The sequence below is a fragment of the Flavobacterium sp. UBA2787 genome, assembly GCA_002352205.1.
Lineage (GTDB): Bacteria > Bacteroidota > Bacteroidia > Flavobacteriales > Flavobacteriaceae > Flavobacterium.
Genome location: DEHZ01000013.1, coordinates 171,084 through 191,771, shown reverse-complemented (window position 1 = coordinate 191,771; position 20,688 = coordinate 171,084). Strand labels below are relative to the sequence as shown.

Genomic DNA, 20,688 nt, shown 5'->3' with positions numbered 1-20,688 from the left:
CCAGGATAAGACTCTGAATAAAGGATTTCAGTGTTAGAACTTACTTGGTATTCATCACATTGTGCATCTTCCAATCCAACTGTTGGGAACAATGGTGTAGTGATGTTACAAACAGGTCCGTATGATAAATACGTTCCATCTGTATTTCTAACCGCTACCTCCACATTGTACGTGGTGTTGTATTGAACGTTTGCTAAATAAGTCATTCTTAATTCTCTAATCGGACGATCAATGGTTTGAACATCGATTGGATTCAACGTATTAGTTACTCTAAAACGGTAACCTGTTGCAAACGGAACAATGTCTGCAAAAACTGAATTATTGATATTAGTCACTGTTGTATTACACTGAGACGCCTGAATTTGAGTAGTTGTGTCAGGAGTTGTAACGGTACAACTAGAGCCATAGAATGATTCCCAAACATTGTTTCTTCTAACTGCAACTTCAACCATATAGGTAGTATTAAAAGCATAGTTAGATAATTGAGTAATTCTGAACTGACGTAAAAATCTGTCAATCGTTTGTACTTCGTTGGTAGTCATATTAGTTACTCTAAAACGGTAGCCTTGAGCACCAGAAACAATATTAGCAAAAACATAACTATCAATAGCAGCTAACGTTTGTCCACATTGAGATGGTTGAACCACTGTAGTGGAAGGACAACCTGAAGTGGTGATATTAAACTCAACACTATCTTCGCTAGAACAACCGCCATTGGTTGTTGAAGTTACTGTATAACTAGCCGGACCTACAACTCTAGCATATACAGATGATGTAGGTGCTCCCGTATAAGGAACTGTTGCAGCTTCATCAGTATATAAATCATTAGTTGGTGCCCATGTTAAAGCAGGTGATGTTTGACCTGAAACAGTAACATTGTTTATTGCCCAGAAATACCCCCATACTGCTACATATCTATATCTAACGTAAACCGTTGGTTGATTTATATAAGCGTTTAATGATACTGTTGCATTTGCAAAATTAACTTCAGTTCCTTGAGTAGTTGTATAAGTCTGTACTGTTGTCCATGTTGAACCATTAGTAGAAACCTCAACATAAGCAAAATCTGCTGCGTTGAAATCTCTGTAGAAATGGTTAAAATTTAAACTTAGAGCAGTCATACCAACAGAACTGAAGGCTGGTGATTGTAAAATAACATTTGTATTACTTCCACTACCCTGTGCATCACTATTACTTAAGTAAAACTGTGATGCATCATTTGTTACTAAAGCTGGATAACCCGGAGGTACAAAACCACTTGGTCTCAATGTCCACGCTGGAGCAGCAACTGTTCCGCCTGTTGAATTATTAATTTTCGTCCAGTTATCTGTAGCTCCGTTAAAATCTTCCGTTAAAACGACTACATTCACAGGATTAACAATAGCAGACAAATTTTTAATCTCCCCAACACAAGCATTCAAAGGATCACTTGAAGGACTGATTGAAACTTGAGGATTCTCAAAAATAGTTACTGAAGTAGTTCCTGATGTTTCACAACCGGCTGCAGAAATAGCAGTAAAGGTATAAGTCCCTGCTGAAGCAAGAGTAACACCTGAGATAGTTGGATTTTGATCTGTAGAACTAAATCCGTTCGGACCTGTCCAAGAGAAAGTAGTACCAATATCAGAAATTCCTGTTAAGCCTAAATTACTTCCTTCACAAACAGGTCCCTCATTTGAAGCCACTGCAGTTGGTAAAGCATTTACAGTTAAATTAACTTCATCAGATGTAACTGGAGAACCACATAATGGTGTAATTACTACATCATAAGAGGCAGCATCGGTACTCTCAATGTTAGTTATTGTTAACGTAGCTGAAGTAGCTCCGTCAATATCAACTCCATCTTTTCTCCATTGATATGTTAAACTAGGCCCTGTAGCTTCAACAGTAAATGAAGCATCAGTACCTTCACACTGTGATAATGAAGTAGGTTGAGTTTCAACAGTAACCCCGCTTACTACATTTACTTCAATATCTGAAGTTAGTGTGCACCCGGCAGAAGAAGTTACTACAACATTATAAGTAGTAGTTTCTGAAGGATTAACGATAGGATTTTGAGCCGTCGATGTAAAGCCTTCCGGTGTTGATGTCCAAGCATAGGAATAGGTTACCGGAGCCGATGGTATAAATCGATAGATTTGACCATTTGCAGGTTTAACACCTATAGTGTTTGTTGCTGTGGTAGTACTAACTGTTGGTGTAGCAGAAGAATTGGATAATGATACAAAATTCGTTGCTGCAGTACCCATTAAACCAATAGAAGCACCACCAGAGCCAGTAGGATTACCTCCCGCTTCCGGTCTGTAAACATACTCGATAGTATTGGTTCCTTCATACAATTTAACTTGGAAAGAAATACCAACTGTTGAACTCCAATTCCACTCCATATTTAACCATTCTACAGTTAAAACGCGGTTTGGAGATACTCCACTTACTTGATAAGTTACACCAGTAGTACATTGTAAGTCATCCCACAATGGAGCCAAACCTGGTCTGAATGTTGCCGTAGTAGTTTCTAACTGATTAAAGGCACCCGAATTTCCGGTTGCGTTAAAGGTCAACAATCCATTAGAGTTTACTCTAAAGTTAGTATAGTTTGTTCCACCATAATTGAATGTAAATCCAATTGGAGTTGAAGTAGATAATGTATCATCTGCCCCAACAGGTAAACTCGTTGCAGTTCCACCCACTAATGGAGTAAACACACCACTTGTGGCTTCAAATCGGTATAATGCAGAATTTATTGCATAAGAAGGTAAAACTTGAGTAGGAATAATGCCTAATTGAACCGGATCTTCAGCACAGACTTCTGTTAAGTTAGCTGTAGCATCTCCGGTAATTTGAGAACTTACACTTACTGTCACGTTGGTTGTATTAACACATCCATTTGCATCTGTACCAGTTACTGTATAAGTTGTAGTAGTTAAAGGCGAAGCTAACACGGTAGCACCGGTTGTAGCACTCAATCCCGTTGCCGGAGACCAAGTATATGTCGCTGCTCCAGAAGCGGTTAAACTCACTGCTTCACCTGGTAAACAATAGATTGCTGAACTTGGTGTTACAGAAATTGTTGGTTGTTGAACTGTTAAGGTAACCACATCAGAGTTTACCGCTAAACATGGTGCGTTTCCACTCACCACTGCTCTATAATAGGTAACTCCAACTGCTGTAGCAGGCGTAATAGCTACATTCAAAGAAGTACCTGTTCCCACATTTGTCCAAGTGTCTAATCCGTTTGGAGAAACTTGCCACTGAATTCCGGTAACAGCTCCAGTCGCAGTAACACTAAAGTTAGCGGTAGTAGTCGTTCTACAAACTAAAGCACTTTCTGGTTGTGAAGAAAATGAAACACCCTGATTAACTGTTAAAGTAGCAGGGTTAGAAGTAGCAGCATTGGCAGGACCTGTAACTACTGCTCTAAATCTATAATCATTGTGAACTAATGTAATTGTAGAAACAGATAATACACTAGTGTCAGAATCAGATATTGTCATACCGTCTAAATCACCATCGGCAACCGGTTGCCAGTTGTCTGTTCCGTCTGCATCATATTCCCATGCATACGTAATATCTTCTTCTAAATCATCTCCAGATCGTACTACTGTAAAAGTAGTTGAACCTCCATCACAAAGTGTAACATTAGATGGGTCTGAACCAATACCGGTATCTCCAACGTTTAAAATAGAATTAGGCGTTGTTGTTTCAGGTGTACAAGGAGAAAGTCCGGACACTTCACAATAAAACTCAAAACCATTTAGATCTGCAGGAACACTACCAACAACTAAAGAAGATGAAGTAGAACCAGTATATGATTCACCATATAAACTTAATAAATCATCTAACTCATAAGTATCAATACCGTCAAAGGCAAACCATTGATAAGTTAAACCTGTTCCTGTAGCAGAAACTGAGAAGGTAGCATCATTTCCTGTAACCACAGTTTGACTTGCTGTAAATGAACTAATAACAACTGGTGCATTAACATCTACATCATAAGTAACTACTGTTGTACATCCATTATCAGTTACTGTATAACTAATAGTTACAGTTCCTGGCGTAACTCCGGTTACTGTTCCTCCTACGACTGTTGCAACGGCTTCATCTGAAGAAGACCACGTTCCACCTGGTGAAGTACTAGATAACACTAAAGTAGTTGGCATACATAAAGCTGTATCAGCTCCTGTAATTGGGTTAACAACCGGGAAAGGATTCACAATTAACGAATCATCACTAGAAGCAAATCCATTAGAACTTGGTGCAGCATAAACAGTTACAATACCCGAAGTGTTGCCTGCAGGTAAAATTGCAGTAATTTGTGTATCACTATCAACCACAAAAGAAGTTGCTTCAATTCCGTTAAATTCAACCGAAGTAGCTCCGGTAAAGTTTGAACCGGTAATTACAACCTCAGCACCACCATCTTGACCACAAATAGATTCTGGTGTAAAACCTGAAACAACTACAGGTGGAGGATTAACACTCCATGCCAACGTAAATGGACCTGCACCTGAACCAAAACCATCTTGTACCCAGTAAACGGTTTGTGTTTCACCTGTATTATTTAACCACGTAATGGTGGTGGTATCATCGTCATCAAAACAGGCAATCTGAGTACCTAATTCACATGTACCGTAGAATGCAAAGTTTCTTGAATCATAATCATTAGTCGTTTGACCAATCACTAATGTATAATCAGCAGGAACTGTAATAGTATAATATATATCCGGAGCCGTATTGGTTCCACAAGTTGGACTACTTGCATTAGTAAATCCGGTAGTATCTCCCACAAGTGGTGAATCTAACGCATCCAAACTCAATGCAAGAGCACAAATATCACCCGGATCTGCATCTTCAGTAGTGAAGGTAGTCACCGTTGAATCACACCCAACTGCTACTCCAAAAGCATTAACAGGTACCACATACCAAAAATAGTTGGTTTGTTTTTGAATACCGGTTACTGTGATGGAGCTTGTAGGTGCTGTGCCTAAATTGGTCAAGTTGGCCAAGGAAGTACCCAGCCAAAATTCATAACCTGTTGCACCTGGGGTAGCATTCCAAGAAAACAAAATTTCTCCGGAACCAATAATCACATCTTCAGCAGCATCTGCCGGGAAAACATTCGTAGTACACCCTGGTGGTGTAAATACAAACGGCCCAGCCCATGAACTGAATCCATTAACCTCACAATTCGCACGAACATAATATTCATACACACCCGGAGCTAAATCGGAAACGCTAAATGTAGTTTCAGTAACAGGAGTTCCTGACCCCGCTGGAGTTCCTAAACCTTGTAACTGTACAACAACTTCCCAAGCCTCTTCAGCACATCCAATTTCCCAGGACAAATCACCTGAAGTAGGCGTACCATTGGTAGCCGTCAAGTTTTTAGGAACCGGACATGGATCGGCTGCTGAAATCGTTACCACATAATCTTCCGTTTCACCAAATCCATAAGTAGCACAAGGGTTAATTAAGTTTCCGGCTGTATTCCATACATCACGTACTCTCAAGCGATGCTCTCCCAAGGGAGGGTTACAAGCTAACGAAATCTGAAAAGTAGCCGTTCCATTTGCTCCAATAGAGGCAGTGGTAAAACCAATTCGCTCTGTTGTTTCAAAAACACCATTATCATTATAATCTATCCAAGCAGCTAAATTTTGAGACCCAAAAGTTCCTACTGTAACGGATACCGTGTACGTAGAACCGGCCTGAAGCTCAGCAGTTAAATTAGGAGCACCAAAGAAAAAAGTATAGGCCGGATTCACCGGAGCTGCACCGGTATTATTAGACAAAGTGGTGCCTAAAATACTGATATTGGAAATTAAATCACCATCCGTTTTTCCGAAATCATATACCGGGTTACAATACGTTCCGCAAAAGGCTGGTCCGGATAAGGTTACAGCATAGGAAACTATATTGGAAAAATTCTCTTGATTGCTTGCCGAACAAAAAGTTCGCAAACGGTAAAAAGTAGTTGTTGCAACAGTAGCACTTAAAGAACCAGTCGTTTCTCCAACAATATCAGTCCAAGGACCTGATTCTGAAGAAGATGATTGCCACTGATAAGTGATACCTGCACCAAATGAAAGACCTGAGGATGATAATACCACCGTTTGTCCGGCACATCCCTCAGAAACATTTGCTGTAACTATACCTGCATTAGGTTGACCTTCACACAAAGCTGCCTCAATAATGTTGACAACATAATCCTCTGTCTCACCCCATGAATAGGATGTGTTGGCATAATTTGTTGATGTTGGAAAAGTAGTTTCCACAACAACCACACGCATACCAGTATTCCCTAAAAGAGCTCCTACAGGAATGTTAAAAGATCCTGATTTAGTATGATTGCCCGTAGCAGGTTCAGGTTGATTATAAACACGTTCCGAATCTTCAAAAAGTCCGTTTTGATTAAAATCGATATATACCTGAAAACCATTCCCATATGCACCTCCACAAGAGGTTTGTGTTAAAGAAAAACTTACGTTTTCTCCTCTGGTTAAATCAGGTGCTGTTACTGAACCTCTATAGTTACTATATCGGTTTAAAATAGATCCTGAACCTGGTGCTACAGTAGCACACGTAGAAGAATTATTTAAAGTTCCTAAGGTAACATTTGAAATTTCTTCATCAGCTGCAGATGTTGCTGCATTGGTATTATAACAAGCTAAAAAGTTAGGATCCAATGTTATTTCTACCGAATTACTAGGTACAGTTTGTGCACTACAAGTAACGTTACATCTATAAAAAGTGTTGGCAGCAGGGTTCACTACTCTTGTTGAAGAAGTAGCTCCAACTATATCAGACCAAAGAACATTATCTGTTGACGACTGCCATTGATACGTAACACCACTTCCTGCAGTTGCATTCTGTAATGATAAAGTAACAGCAGTTCCAGCACACACTAAACTTGCAGAAGCAAGCGTATTACCTGGTGCAGGCGGAGCAACACAAGGCGGTGGTGGTGGTGTAATTGAGAAAGTTCCCGGACAAGGACTATTGGGTGATGGATAAGTATCAAACATAATATAATACTGTAATCCAGCAGTCAAAGAAACATTTAAATTTTTAGATGATGATGAACTTGTAATATTTCCCACACAAGTTCCACCGGCAGTTGGACAACCTTGAAAAACAAAAATTCCTGTCCAAGTTTGTCCTGCTATAGCAATATTATAATTACCGGTAGTAGTAGGAGTCAAGGTATAAAGGGCTTCTTGACCTCCCATGTATAAGCCACTTCCACAAGCTGTAGCATTACCGGAATTAATGTCATTAGTTCCTCCACACACGAGTGCCTGACTCGCAATTGGCAATGAAGCCGGACTTAAAACCGTTGCTCCGGCACACGTAGTGACTGCAGCACTTGCATAAGCAGTTGATTTTTTGTCACTGTTTTTATTTACCTCAAAACTCGGATCATTAAATCCAAACGAAACAAATGAAAACAACAACAAGATTGTACACAAAAAGGCGGTTTTCGACCACCATTGTGCACCCTCGGACGTAAGTTTGGGCAACTGCCCAACTCCATCCGGTTCTCGGGTTTTGAGCTGCGTCCCCAAACGCCAACTCAACGAATTGTAGTATTTAATCATAATTAAAAAATTGGTTTAAAATAAGTTAGTGAATATAGTAATTATTGTTAACATGTTGTTAAGCAAATCAGTACAAATCGTTAAAAAGCATGATTTATCGACAAAATGCAAAGTGTTTGTTTTTAACAATTTTTTTCACGCTTGTGCAATAAAAAACAAAACCCTTAGAAAATTCTAAGGGTTTTGACTAAAATTAATGTGTTTTTAGTAAGCTACTTTTCTGGTCACAACCGCCCCATCAGTGGTAGTAATTTGAACCAAAATTAGTTGATTGGCAACGTTTAAATTATCAAAACTTACATCAGATGCCAATATATCTTGTTTAGCAGTAATCAATCTTCCTCTGATGTCAAACAATTTCACATCAGACATTGTTAGATTGGATGAATTAATGAAAATGGTTTCGTTATTTTTATAAACCACAATGGCATTAGAAGCATCCGCCGGATTGCTAATACTCAATGTTTCATCCATAAACTGAACTTCAAATCGATCTTCAAATGTTCCTGTTTCTGTGGCGAAATTATAATTACCTTCGTTCAAATTATGAATTATATTTAACCATTTGTCTTCCAAATAAATGGTTTGGCCTTCTTCAAATAACCCATCAAAATTTTCCAATTCAATTGAATAATTACCCGGTACAGAAGTTCTGAAACCAAGTGGAACTTCATCTGTTACATCAAACGGTAATGCTCTTCCTTGAATGGTTAATTTTTTGTTGGAATTTAGGGAATATAAACTAACTACATTTCCAGCTTCTGTTAATTCAGCATCAAACGCATTATCCAATTCATTAGTAGCACCTTGTACATAACCCAATAACATTTGCTTGTAGGCACCTTGTTGATTGATGATGTTTAACCAAATTCTGTGCTTTTCAATAGTTGAAGTAGTTTGAGCATTCGGACTTCTGAAAAATAAATTATTCAAACCGGTTAAACGCATAGTATTGTCAAAATTAACAGTGCCACTCGCTAATCCTTGCACAAAGAATCCTTGACCCGCAGCAATATTTCCTGTTGGAATACTAGTATTTACACCCGTTGTAGTGGCTGCAGTTCCTGTACCTCCGGTAGCATTATAAGATGCATAATCATTGGCATTATAAACATTGGCTGTTATAGGTGTATTGTGTGTCCAGAAAAAGAAATTTCCTTGTAAAACAGTATTATTGGCTGCATAAAGTAAATCAGCATCAATGGCACTTGGATAAGGATTACCTAGTAAGTTTCTATTTTGTAATCCCGTAACTGTTACAGTAGCAGGATAAGGTCCATTATGAGGCACACCATAAAACGCACCTGTGAAAACAGATGGAACAGTTGTGCTATGTGTTCCCGGAGCTCTGATGATATATCCTTGTGCAGCATTCATTGCAGAAGCTGTACTAATATTTTGCCATGAGTAGGTTGCATTATTGAAAATGTAGAAACGATTAGGAGCAGTATCCGGAGAAAAAGTACCTAACACTTGGTTTTCAACCGGTGATGACCAATATGTATAGTCATGGAAAACAACCGGAGTTGTATTTCTTTCATATCGGATTGAACCCGAGTTAACAGCATCCGTTAATTGAACCAAACTGGCATTATTTTGAAACACTACCGTGTTAGGTAATGAAGGTCCATCAACCACAAACTCATTTTCAACTGTTAGCGTAACGCCTGATTGCACAACCAAAGTTGCTCCGGTTAGCACTTGCACAGAACATGCACTAAAGTTAGAAGCAGCCGTATAGTTACCGGCAATAATTACTCTTTTTGTAATATCAGGTAAACCATTACTCCACGTGTTGGTTCCTGTTAACACAGTAGTATTAGTTGATACCGAAGCCACTGTTGAATAAACCGGATTACATGACCCTGTTCCCACTACCGCTCTGAAATAGCGAATTGAAATAAAAGTTCCAAACTGTGCCGGCGTTAGTGTTGTAGTAGTATTAGCTATAGTTGTTACACCTACAGTAAACGCAGCATCATCGGCATATTCCCAACGAATAACATTTCCAACATGACCTGTCAAGGTAATATTTGTAAATGAAGAAGTGTCACAGGATACTTGATTTGCCGAAAGCGTACCTCCTACTTGTGGTGTTACTGCAATAGTAACTGTTTGCGTACTTTCACAAAATGTTGGTCCGGGTGCAGTAGCTGTAGCAGTATAAACAGTATCGGTTCCGGGCATTGCATACACAACACTTGTTCCAGTACCTGTATAAGGTATTGTTGCCGCTGCATCAGTATATAAACCTGTTGTTGGCGACCAAACAATATCAGATGTAGCACTACCTAAGACTCTAAAGTTATCGATAGCCCAACCCCATCCCCAATTGGTTTGATAATCAAATCGAATTTGAATGGTATTACCAACATATGGATTTAAATTCAAGAAAGCCTGAGTAAAATTCGTAGCCGTACCTTGATTAGTTGTATAATTTGCCAATGTTGTCCATGAAGTCCCACCATTAGTTGTTACTTCTACTCGTGCAAAAACATCATTAACCCAACTTTGATAAAAATGATAAAAACTCACAGTTGCCGAAGAATAGCCGGTTAAATCAATTGGAGGAGAAACCAAACGCGTTCGGGTTGTACTCGCTGCTCCTGAACCTTGTGAATCGGAGTTAGAGAAAACAAAACTGGTATCATCGTTACTTGAAAACGTTGCAAACCAGCTTGGTCCGGTTGCAGTATAGCCCTCAGGTCTTACAATCCATGCAGGATTCGCAGGATTCGATCCACCGGTAGAACTATTGAAAGAGGTAAATTGACCCGGTCCATTAATGCCTGAATTAAAGTTTTCTTCATATGCAGTGATATTAGAAACAATACCTCCGGCAGCATTTAATTCTATAGCCGGTCCATCGATACAACTATCTGTTCCATCTGGTGTTGCAATAGTTATTGGTGTTGGTGTTTCATTAGCTGAATAGGTAAACGAAACTGAATTGGTACTAAAACTTCCACTTGTCTGACTAGCAGTTAATATATAGGTTGTAGTTGCACTTGTATTAAATGTAAAACCTGTCGCTGGTGTTCCTGTAACACCTACAGAAGGTGTCCAAGTATATACATCAAAATCGGCTAAGTTTGAAGTAATTGTAACTAATGGCGAATTAGTTAAACCACATTGTGCGGGCATAGTTGTCTGACTCAGTGTTAAGGCTGGTGGTGCCACAATTACATTGATGGTATAATCTTCATACGATTGCCAAGAATCTGTTCTACAAGGGTTTGCAAAAGGTCCAAAATCTGTACCTCCAATACGCATTCTTCGTGGCCCAAGTGGCTGTGATAGAGGCACTGTAAAAGAAGCATTTAAAACGCTAGGATTTGTAGTACCTGAAAGACCTGTGTAAACCAACTCACCAGTATCAAAAAAATCACCATCATTATTCCAATCGATCCATATATGGGTATTGTAATCAAATGGTGCAGTATTAAAAGTAATGGCTACCGGAATAGTTGCACCTTGAGCCACATTGGCAGTTAAACCTGAATAATCACCATAATAACTAGTAGCTACTTCGCTACCTGTTGTATTATTGATGCTTCCAAATGTAACATTGGTAATACCTTGTCCATCAATAGAAGTTCCTGCCGGTATACAATAAACCGGCGGTGCAGGTAATGTTGTAAAAGTTGTATTGGCAGACCATTCTCCAAATTCTGTTGGCCCACATATACTTCTTACCCATACATAATAAGTAGTATTTGGGGTCAATCCGGGGATAGCAGTCAATGTTGTTCCGGCCGGAACAGTTCCCGACGCTGGTGTTCCATTCGTTGGAGCAACGCCTGTAGTGTTATAATAATAAGCATATCCACCGGTTGGTGATGGAGACGGAGCCGTCCATGTAATGGTTGCATTGTTAAAACTAACTAATACAGCAGGGGCTGTAAGTCCTGTTGGGGCCAAACAGTTTGAAACATCAATAAATATATCATCTAAATATAATGTTCCATTATTAGCTAACGAATAAGCTCTAAAACCAAAATAATAAACATCAGTTGTAGGTGCTGTAAAATTAACAATATTAGTTTCCGGTACCGATTTGATATCCGGGTGGTTATCTATTTGAATTGCACCTGCTAAACCTGCAGCAGTTCCTGTGGTTCCGTAACGAACTTCCATACGGTTTGTAATGTATGTGAATTCGGAAGAACCTCCATATATATATTGAATTCGATAGGTTTGTCCTGCTGTAAGATTTACACCTTTAGTAATAAACCAAGTATTTGCATTATTGGTTGGATGGAATGTATAGGTTAAATGCTCATCAAAAAAAGCAGAAAAATCAGCTGGAGAAGATACCCAGTTATTTCCTGCACCAGCATTTTGATTTACGGTACAAACCGGTAATCCCGGAACAGTAAACCCATCTCCAATTGGATCAAATGGAATATAATATGGAACGTTAGTTGCCGCACAAGGTAAGGTAAACAATGGACCTGTTACCCAAGCACTATAACTTGATCCTCCACAAAATGAACGAACGTATAATCTATAGGTAAAACCTTGTGATAAACCAGTAGCAACTGTAGATGTTCCCGCGACAGTTCCTGAGTTACCCAAACCCACAGGTCCTGAACCCGGAGCACCGCTACTACGCACCTCAAATTGATAACTAGTTGGTGCAATTGCCGGAGCTGTCCATGAAATATCAGCTGTAGTACCTGTTAAATTAACAGCAGACAAACCAGATGGTGCATAACAAGGAGGTGTCCATTGCATACGGATTACTGTACCTGCATTGGAGGTATTTCTATAGTTAATCCCCAAATTATTTGCTCCTCCAGCGTTTGTCAGAAGATAATTTGCAGAATTTGCTATTCTATTATTGAAATCTGTATTGAGCAAACCTCTCAAACCACATTGACCTACTAAATTCAAGTTTGTAGTTGCAGGACCAGTTACAATTTGTTGATCATATATAATTTCAACAACATTAGTTCCTTCAAATAATTTAATTTGAAAATTTAATAGCCCTTCTCTAGCAGAAAGCGTACCATTATTTCGGGTCATATTTTTATACTGTACGGTAAAAACTCTACTTCCCACAACACCATTTGTTAAATACTCTACACTTGATGGATGAGTTACAGCACTGTAAATTGGTGCAGAACCATAACTTGAATAAAACAAAGACCTACTGTATCCAGCAATAGCACCAGCATATTGATTAGCATTCGCTCCGCTAATTGGGGCTGCTTGAGCTGCAGTAGTATTGATTGTACCTCCAAAATAGATAAAACCATTCGAATGTACTTTAACATTAGAATAATTAATGCCATTATAGTTAAATGTAAAACCAAGTGGCACTTCAGAGCCGATTGGAGTAAATTGGTTCAATGGTGTTGGTCCAAATAAATCCGTACCTGAAATCGGTGTATAAACCTCACCGTCAGAAACGCCATTGAACTCTTGGTAGCCATATGCACTAACCTGAGCATTCGATTGAAAAGCTGTTAACAGCAATAATCCTAAAAATAAAACTCCGGATTTGGAAAATGATTTATAAAAGTGGTTAATGATGGTTTTTTTTAAACGTAAAGTTGAAGTCATAGTCGGTATTTTTTGGAAATTCAGTTTTTTTTCTAGTTGTTAATTGAGTTAAAAATAATCTGTTTACAAATTCTTAAAATAATAAAAATCGATGAAATGTGTTAAATCACCGACTAACTACTTTTAACTTAAATTTATGTTTTACTTTTCTGATAAAATAAGCTTTAACCCTTTAACTATCAGCCTTCTGCAAACACATTTTTATTAACTGTTAGGAACAAAAATACATTTTTTTGTGGAATAGATTTACTATTTCATCACAAATTATTAACACAATTTAGTTGATTTGCAAAATTTTTATGTTAAGATGCGTTTTTTTAAGGAATGAGTAAAAAAGTCCTTACAACAATTTCATATTATTAATTTGAAAATTGGTTTTTAAATATAAAAAACAACATTTCAAAAAAACTTTTAAGAGTACGGTATTAAAATTAACAAAAAACTAAAAAAATCTTAAATCATAACCCGTTGGGTGAAATTAAATTTTGGAATGGTTTTGCCACTAATGCACTATTTTTTTTAGGATGAACAAATTATCTCGGTAGTTTATTTTAAAATTTGAGAATTCGTGGTAAAATAGTTACGGTATTCTTGAATTAAATAATTACACCCAACGGGTTAAATCATATAAAAAAGAAAACCCTCTTGAAAGGAAGAGGGCTTTTTATAGTGTAAAGAAGTCAATTAGAAAATTAACTTTCTGGTAACTGTATTTCCAAACACATCATAAATTTGTACTAACAAAATCTGACTAGCAAAATTAAGTTCTGTAAATGTTGTGGTGTTTGCATTAATATTTTCTTTGGATGCAATCAATCTTCCTCTCATATCAAAAAGATTCACTTTGTCTAATAACATATCAGCGGAAGCTAAAATTTCGATGTTCAAATCTTTTTTAAAAACCATAACATCCTGAACTGTAAATGGATTTACTCCCAATGTTTCATTAGTAAAGCGAAGTAGAAAGCGATCATCAAACGTACCTTCTTCAGTAAAGAAAGAATAAGGTGAACTTTTCAGGTCATGAATAACATTTAAAACTTTGTCTTCTAAATACACTTGTTGATTGGTAAACAAACCATCGTAAGTAGCCAATTGAATAGTGTGCATCCCTTGAGTAGGAACAGTATAACCAATTGGATGGATATCAGAATCCTGAAATGGTAAGGCACGTCCTTGAATAGTTAATTTTTTATCATCTAATAAGGAATAAAAACGAACAGGATTTCCGGCCTCAGTTAACTCACCATCATATTTAAAATCAAAATCATTGGTGGCACCGTTCACATAACCCAACAAAAGTTGTTTAAAACCTCCTTGGTTGTTGGAAAGTTCTATCCAAAGTCTATTTTTACCTTCTGCCTGTGTGGAAAGAGGCATCCCGCTCATTCGAAAGAATTGTGTATTGCTTCCCAACAAACGCATTGAATTTTTAAAAGTAGCTGTACCTGTTCCGGCACATTTCATAAAGAATCCTTGACCGGCTGCAATGGTTCCGTCCGGAATAGTATTGTTAATTCCTAAATTTGTGGCCGACTGAGTTCCTACTCCACCCGTATAATTATAAACAGCATAATCATTAGAGGTGTATTGATTGTTTGTAATTGGTGTGTTGTGCGTCCAGAAATAAATCGTTCCGCCCACAACACCTGCATTAGAAGGATCATCCATAAAATCATCGGCACTAATAGCACTTGGGTATGGATTTCCGATAAGATTTCTATCGTTTAAACCATTTACAACAATTGGAACAGTAATATCTCCATTGTGTGGAATCCCAACAAACTGACCGTTGAAAATGTTTGGTGTTACTAAATTAAAAGGTGCTATTCCGGGAGCACGAATAATGTATCCTCTACCGGCTACAAAACTAGTAGCGGTTGAGATATTTGCCCAATTATAAATGCCGGTATCCCACAGATAGAAACGAATTGCAATTGTATTAGGAGAGAATGAACCCAAATTTTGATTAGCAACGGGCGAAGACCAATAAGTATAATCATAAGAAATCATTGGTGTAGAATTTCTTCGATAAGTAATTGGCCCGGTATTAACCACATCATTAATTTGAATCAAACTGGCATTATTTTCAAAAATAAAATTCGTTGTAGCGGGTGCACCGGTTACATCAATTTGATTATTCACTATAAAATTATGATTTGCTAATACGGTTACTGTTCCGGACTGTACTTCAATTGAACAGGCTTCTAGATCACCTGATGAAGTATAACTTCCGGCAAATATAACACGTTTAGTATTGTCAGGTAAACCGTTACTCCATGATGTTCCATTCCAAACAGTAGTTGGAAATTGAACACTTTCTACTGAAGAATAGACTAGCGGACAAATACCACTTTGAATAACTGCTCTAAAATATTTTACTGAGGTTATAACTCCCATTTGAACAGGCGTTAGTGTGTCTGTTGTGTTTGCGATAGTCGTTAGATTAACAGTAAAGGCAGCGTCATCTGCAGACTCCCATCGTACAATAGTGCCGGAATAGCCTGAAAGTGTTATGGCTGTGGGAACAGTTCCTGAGCACAAAACTTGACTGCCGGATAGCGTACCTCCAATTGGAGTTGGATCTACCGTTATTAAAATATCCTCAAAAGTAGAACATCCATTTGTTCCTAAAGCAGTAGCCGTATAGGTTCTGGTGGAAGTAGGTTGTGCATAGACAATTCCGATAGGCGTTCCTAATGTATAGGGTACTGTTGCTGCTGCATCGGTAAACAATTCGGTATCCGGAGACCATAGCACTTCTAATGATATGGCAGCAGTAACTTCAAAGTTATCTACACCCCAAGCCCATCCCCAGTTGGATTGATAATAAAAACGAATTTGAACATTTGGATTTCCAACATAGGCGTCGAGATTAAGGGTATGTTGCACCCAATTACTTCCAACCCGTTGAGAAGATAAAAAGGTTTCAAGAACTGTCCAAGTGGTTCCATCTGTAGAGACAGAAACTTGAGCAACGTCACTAGCAACATAACGCAACCAATGCCAAAACGTAACAGAAGCGGAAACATACACACTCAAATCGATGGGTGGTGATGTTAACGTAGTTCTGGTTTGTGTAGTTTCGCCTTGGGAATCAGAATTAGCTAAGAAAAAAGTAGAAGCATCATTACTGGAAAACGAATAGGTCCAGTTTGGACTTCCATAATTATAAGGACTAGTTTGCAAAGCCCATTGTGAAGCAGCGACATCTCCCGCAATGGAAGTATTGGCAGCCACCCAACCCGGAGCAGAACTATTAAAGTCTTCAGAATAAACAATGGTAGCAGTAGTAGAACCTACAGAAGCAGAAAGTGGTTGGATTGTATTTTCACAAAGAGTTGCACTCACCGGAACTATGGCAATAGCAGGTGGTAATGGGTTTACAGTTACTGTAATAGTAGCAACATTAGTACAAAATGCACCCGATGTTTGACTTGCTATTAAAGTGTATGTTGTTGTTGTTGTTGGGTTAAATTGGTATCCAGTTCCAACAGAACCGGTAACACCTGTATTGGGCGACCATGTAAAGTTGTCGTAGGAAGCTGCTCCGGAAACGCTTATAAAAGGTGTTGTTTCACCATTACAAATAGTTTGAATAGCACTACTCAATGAAAAAGCAGGCGGAGAGGCTACCGTTGCTGTAACAGCAATTCTTGGAGAAACGCATTCAGTTGTAAATTTCCAGTTATAAAAAAAGAAATAACTTGTATTGTCTAAAGGATTACCGGTTATCTGAGCAATAGAGGATACATACGGATAGGATGCTCCCGTTGTATTGCTTCGTAATCCGGAAGTTGGCATAGAACCAATAAAAAGATTATAGGTTCCCACCGGCAGCGGATAGTTTAATGCAATAGTTTGTGGGGTGTTTCCGCCGGTTACCGAGGTGGTGAAAGGAAAAGTTGCAATCGTTACATTAAATGAATTTCGCAATACAATTTCACCCGATTGTCCGGATGCCAAAGGAAATATATCAACAGCTTGTATAGTAGTACTATTTAAAACATCAAAACTCATTGAAGTGGGAGACGTAGATGTAGCAATTGTTCCCCCTAATGTTGCCGGTGATGTTGGCCCTGCTTTGGCTGTTGCACCAAATGCTTTTGCTTGAGCATAATAAACAGTTGTAGTACTCAATAAAGGAGTAGTGAAATTATTACCGGTAAAAACACTTAATCCACCTGTTGGAACATCATACCATTCTATAAAAGAGCCCGGATTGGGAGTTGCAGTTAAATTTAATGTTCCTACACCACATCGAGATGCACCGGAGGAAGAAGTAACCAATGGTGCATTACATTCTGTTGTGAAGGTTTGTACTTCACTCCAAATACTTCTGTCTACACCACCACAAAATCCTCTTACCCATAGGTAATAAAACGTAGAAGCGGTTAATCCTGAAATAGTTGTAGAAGTAACTCCTGCTCCCACTGATCCGGATGGAACAGTGGCAATTGTTGGCGGTGTTGCAGAGGTTGAGTAATAGTATTGATAACCTCCTGATGGTGGTGGTACAGAAGCTGTCCAAGAAACATCAGCCGAATTATTTGTTACAGAAACTACTTGTACATCGGTAGGTTCAAAACACGTTGGAGAAATAGTTACACTAATATCATCAATAGCTATAAAACTTTGATCAGCAATACTAAAACTATAGAAACCAATATAATAAATACCAGTACTTACCGGCGTGAAATCTACAGAGGCAACTTGAAACGAGGTATTATTAATATTGAGTAAATCTAACAAAGTAATATTCATTCCAGCCACATCTTGGGAGTTACCTATACGAACTCTTAAGTTCTCAAAAAATGTACCTGCGGCTCCGGTGTTATATCTAAAAAATAAACGATAGGAAGTTCCGCCTGTTAAATTTAATCCCGGCATAAAAAACCAATCATTCATATCTACCGTGGGGTTTTTAGCAATAAACATAGCTCTAGGTGAAGATGCAAAACTAGCAGTTTGCACTCCCCATTGAATTACATCGGCATTATCATTCACGCGGGTAAAACAAGGTGCTAAACCTCCAATAGGTGAAGTATCAAAATTTTGAGTATATGGAATATTGTAATATCCACATGGCAGTACGCCCACATTTATTGTATTACTGTTTATAGCACATGGTCCAGGTCCTATGGCTCTGACACGATACCAATAATTTGTTGCAGTTGTCAAATCGGATACCGTCAAACTATTTACTAAACCTACAGAAAGGTTGTTGTAAGCCGGCAGAATGTTTGTAAATGTAGCATTGGTAGAAATATCGATTCGGTAATCAGTAGCAATAGCTACATCATTCCAATTAAGTGTAAAACCATTTCCGTTGATTGCTGTTGCTGCCGTAGCAACGGCAGTAGGCGTACAAGTAGTTGCAGAAGCGGTTAAGATATTTGATAATCTATAAAAAGGAGCTCCTATACAATTATCGTTATAAGGAATCACCCAATAGTAATAAGTGGTTCCGGGAGCTAAAGCTGTTTGGTTAAAAGTTGTAATGGTGGAAGGAGCATTGCTTACAACGGTATAGGTTCCCGCAATAGTGTTATTTACCGCCCAGTAGCCTCCATTAATAACTTCTGCAGCGGTTGGAGGAGTATTTACCAAACTTCTCAAAACCAAATAATGTGTTGAATTCGGTGTGGCGGGTGTAAAACTATTTCCAACAAAAGAATTAAATGTTGTGTTAGTTCCACCTATTACTAAACCAGTTGGCGATGCCGATGGTGTAACACAGTTTGCAGTTGGTGGCGTCCAAGTATAAGTTAATCCCAAATCCGGATATGCTAACGAAGGCGGAGCAGGAAAAGGCAATGTGTTTCCAATCGTTCTCACATTACTTGTATTAGCTGTACCGGGTAGTGTGGTGCCAAACCAAGGTGTATTTGATGTTTTTAATCGATTTAAAACATTTCCAACATTTCCATTATTAGGAAAAGTAGTATTGGGCCCACGAAGTCCAACTTGTACTGCTCGGGCTGTTGTTCCTTCAGGAACGCAATTTCCATAAGAAACTTGAATTTGATTAGATGTTTCATATAACTTTATTTGAAAGTTAAACACACCGGGATCTGTAGTCCGTTCAGCATTTTCCCATTGAACAACAAAAACACGATTAGGTGAAGTTCCCTGAATTTCATAGCGAATGGGAGAGGAACCGGAATTATCAATCAAATTAAAGCCAAGTGCACTAATAACACCTTCATGTGCAGTGTTAGTACTTATGGGAGTGTAGGTAGTTGGCAAAGGCTGTGTAGCTCCAAATGTGATGTAGCCATTGGGACTTACATAGCATTCTGTATAGGTTATACCATTATAAACAAAATCAAATCCATAATTAATTAAAGTTGCCGCACCTGCAGTATGATTATCCCAACCTCCTGGGTACACCTCTAAAGCAGTTACCGGTAGTGGAGTGTATCCCGAAATATCTTCGGAAAAAGTATAAGCACTAACTTGAGCATTACTCGTAGAGCACACCATTAAAAACAATAGTGCAACAAAACATTGAAATTCTTTTTTCAAAGAAAACCATTCACGCAACAGACCGCTCATTAAATAAAGTTCATTGTATTTCATAGACACAGCTTTTACCCTAAAGGATATTTATCATTTATTTTTTGTGGTATATATTGTTTTTGGAATTAGCTAAAAACTTAAAAATCAGTTTTCTTCATCATAAAAGTACAGCATTTGAATTAACCAACTATTTTTTTAATTTTAAAAAATTAACATTTCGACAACTAACAAAAAAAATCGATGAAATGCACTTTTGATGAAATCCATATCTTATAATTCTTATAAATAGACTTTTATAAACCAATGATGAAAATTCAACGTTATTAAATCAAAAACCCCTCTAAAAGAAGGGTTATGAAGGGTTTTAGTAACTGATTGTTTAGTTCTTTGACATAAAACTAAACCGTTGCGTTTACATAACTGTTTGCTTTTTTCATAATTGAACGAATCAAAAGTGTTTTGTTAGACATTCCTGATTTTAAGTATTGTTCTTTTTTTGAAATTAAAGCAGAACGGTTTATGGTTGTTGATTCTTCTTTTGTTGTTGTTACATTTGATTCCTGTTTTGCTCCAGTAAACCAATTCGATATTTCAATTGAACTTGTTTCAACCGTATTTTCTTGAATCATCTCTTGTGCATTTTCTTCTGAAACTATTTCGTTTGTAACGTTAGTTTGAGCAAAAGCTCCTGTAAAAGCTGAAAATGTAACTAAGAGTAAAGTGATTAAGAATTTAGTGTTGATTGCTTTCATATGTTTTTTAAAAATCGTTTTGTTTTTATTTCTGATGTAAAAGTATCTTGAATGTATACTTCTACCCTATTTTTTCGATAACGTGTTGATAAACTCGATAAAAGGATACTCGATTGAAAATGGAAAGGTAAATTATGCATTTCGTCGATAGTTACTTTAAATACGGCACTTCCCATAGGACGGTAAAAAGCGTAGTTCGTCTGATTTGTGAAAAAAAGGCAAAAAAAAACCTCCGAAATTCGGAGGTT

4 protein-coding genes are annotated in these 20,688 nt (G+C 37.9%); all 4 read right to left on the bottom strand.

All coding sequences use genetic code 11. The features are described 5' to 3' along the window. Positions 1–7,598 (bottom strand): GEVED domain-containing protein (locus B4N66_RS12210; RefSeq protein WP_291095118.1); only part of this gene is annotated, 7,598 nt, incomplete at its 3' end. Positions 7,599–7,802: 204 nt separating this feature from the next. After that, entirely contained in the window at positions 7,803–13,166 is a 5,364-nt protein-coding gene (locus B4N66_RS12205; protein WP_291095117.1) for a GEVED domain-containing protein, read from the bottom strand. Between the two features lie 684 nt (positions 13,167–13,850). Next, a complete protein-coding gene (locus tag B4N66_RS12200; RefSeq protein WP_291095116.1) occupies positions 13,851–19,748 on the bottom strand; it encodes a fibronectin type III domain-containing protein in 5,898 nt (1,965 codons plus the stop codon). A gap of 338 nt (positions 19,749–20,086) precedes the next feature. Then, the gene (locus B4N66_RS12195; RefSeq protein ID WP_291095115.1) at positions 20,087–20,440 is read right to left on the bottom strand and encodes a hypothetical protein; all 354 of its coding nucleotides are present in this window, start codon (positions 20,438–20,440) and stop codon (positions 20,087–20,089) included. Positions 20,441–20,688: the final 248 nt, after the last annotated feature.

Bases quoted from the DNA above. Each gene is read 5' to 3' on its own strand.
- B4N66_RS12205 (WP_291095117.1), bottom strand. From the start codon at position 13,166: ATGACTTCAACTTTACGTTTAAAAAAAACCATCATTAACCACTTTTAT.
- B4N66_RS12200 (WP_291095116.1), bottom strand. From the start codon at position 19,748: ATGAAATACAATGAACTTTATTTAATGAGCGGTCTGTTGCGTGAATGG.
- B4N66_RS12195 (WP_291095115.1), bottom strand. From the start codon at position 20,440: ATGAAAGCAATCAACACTAAATTCTTAATCACTTTACTCTTAGTTACA.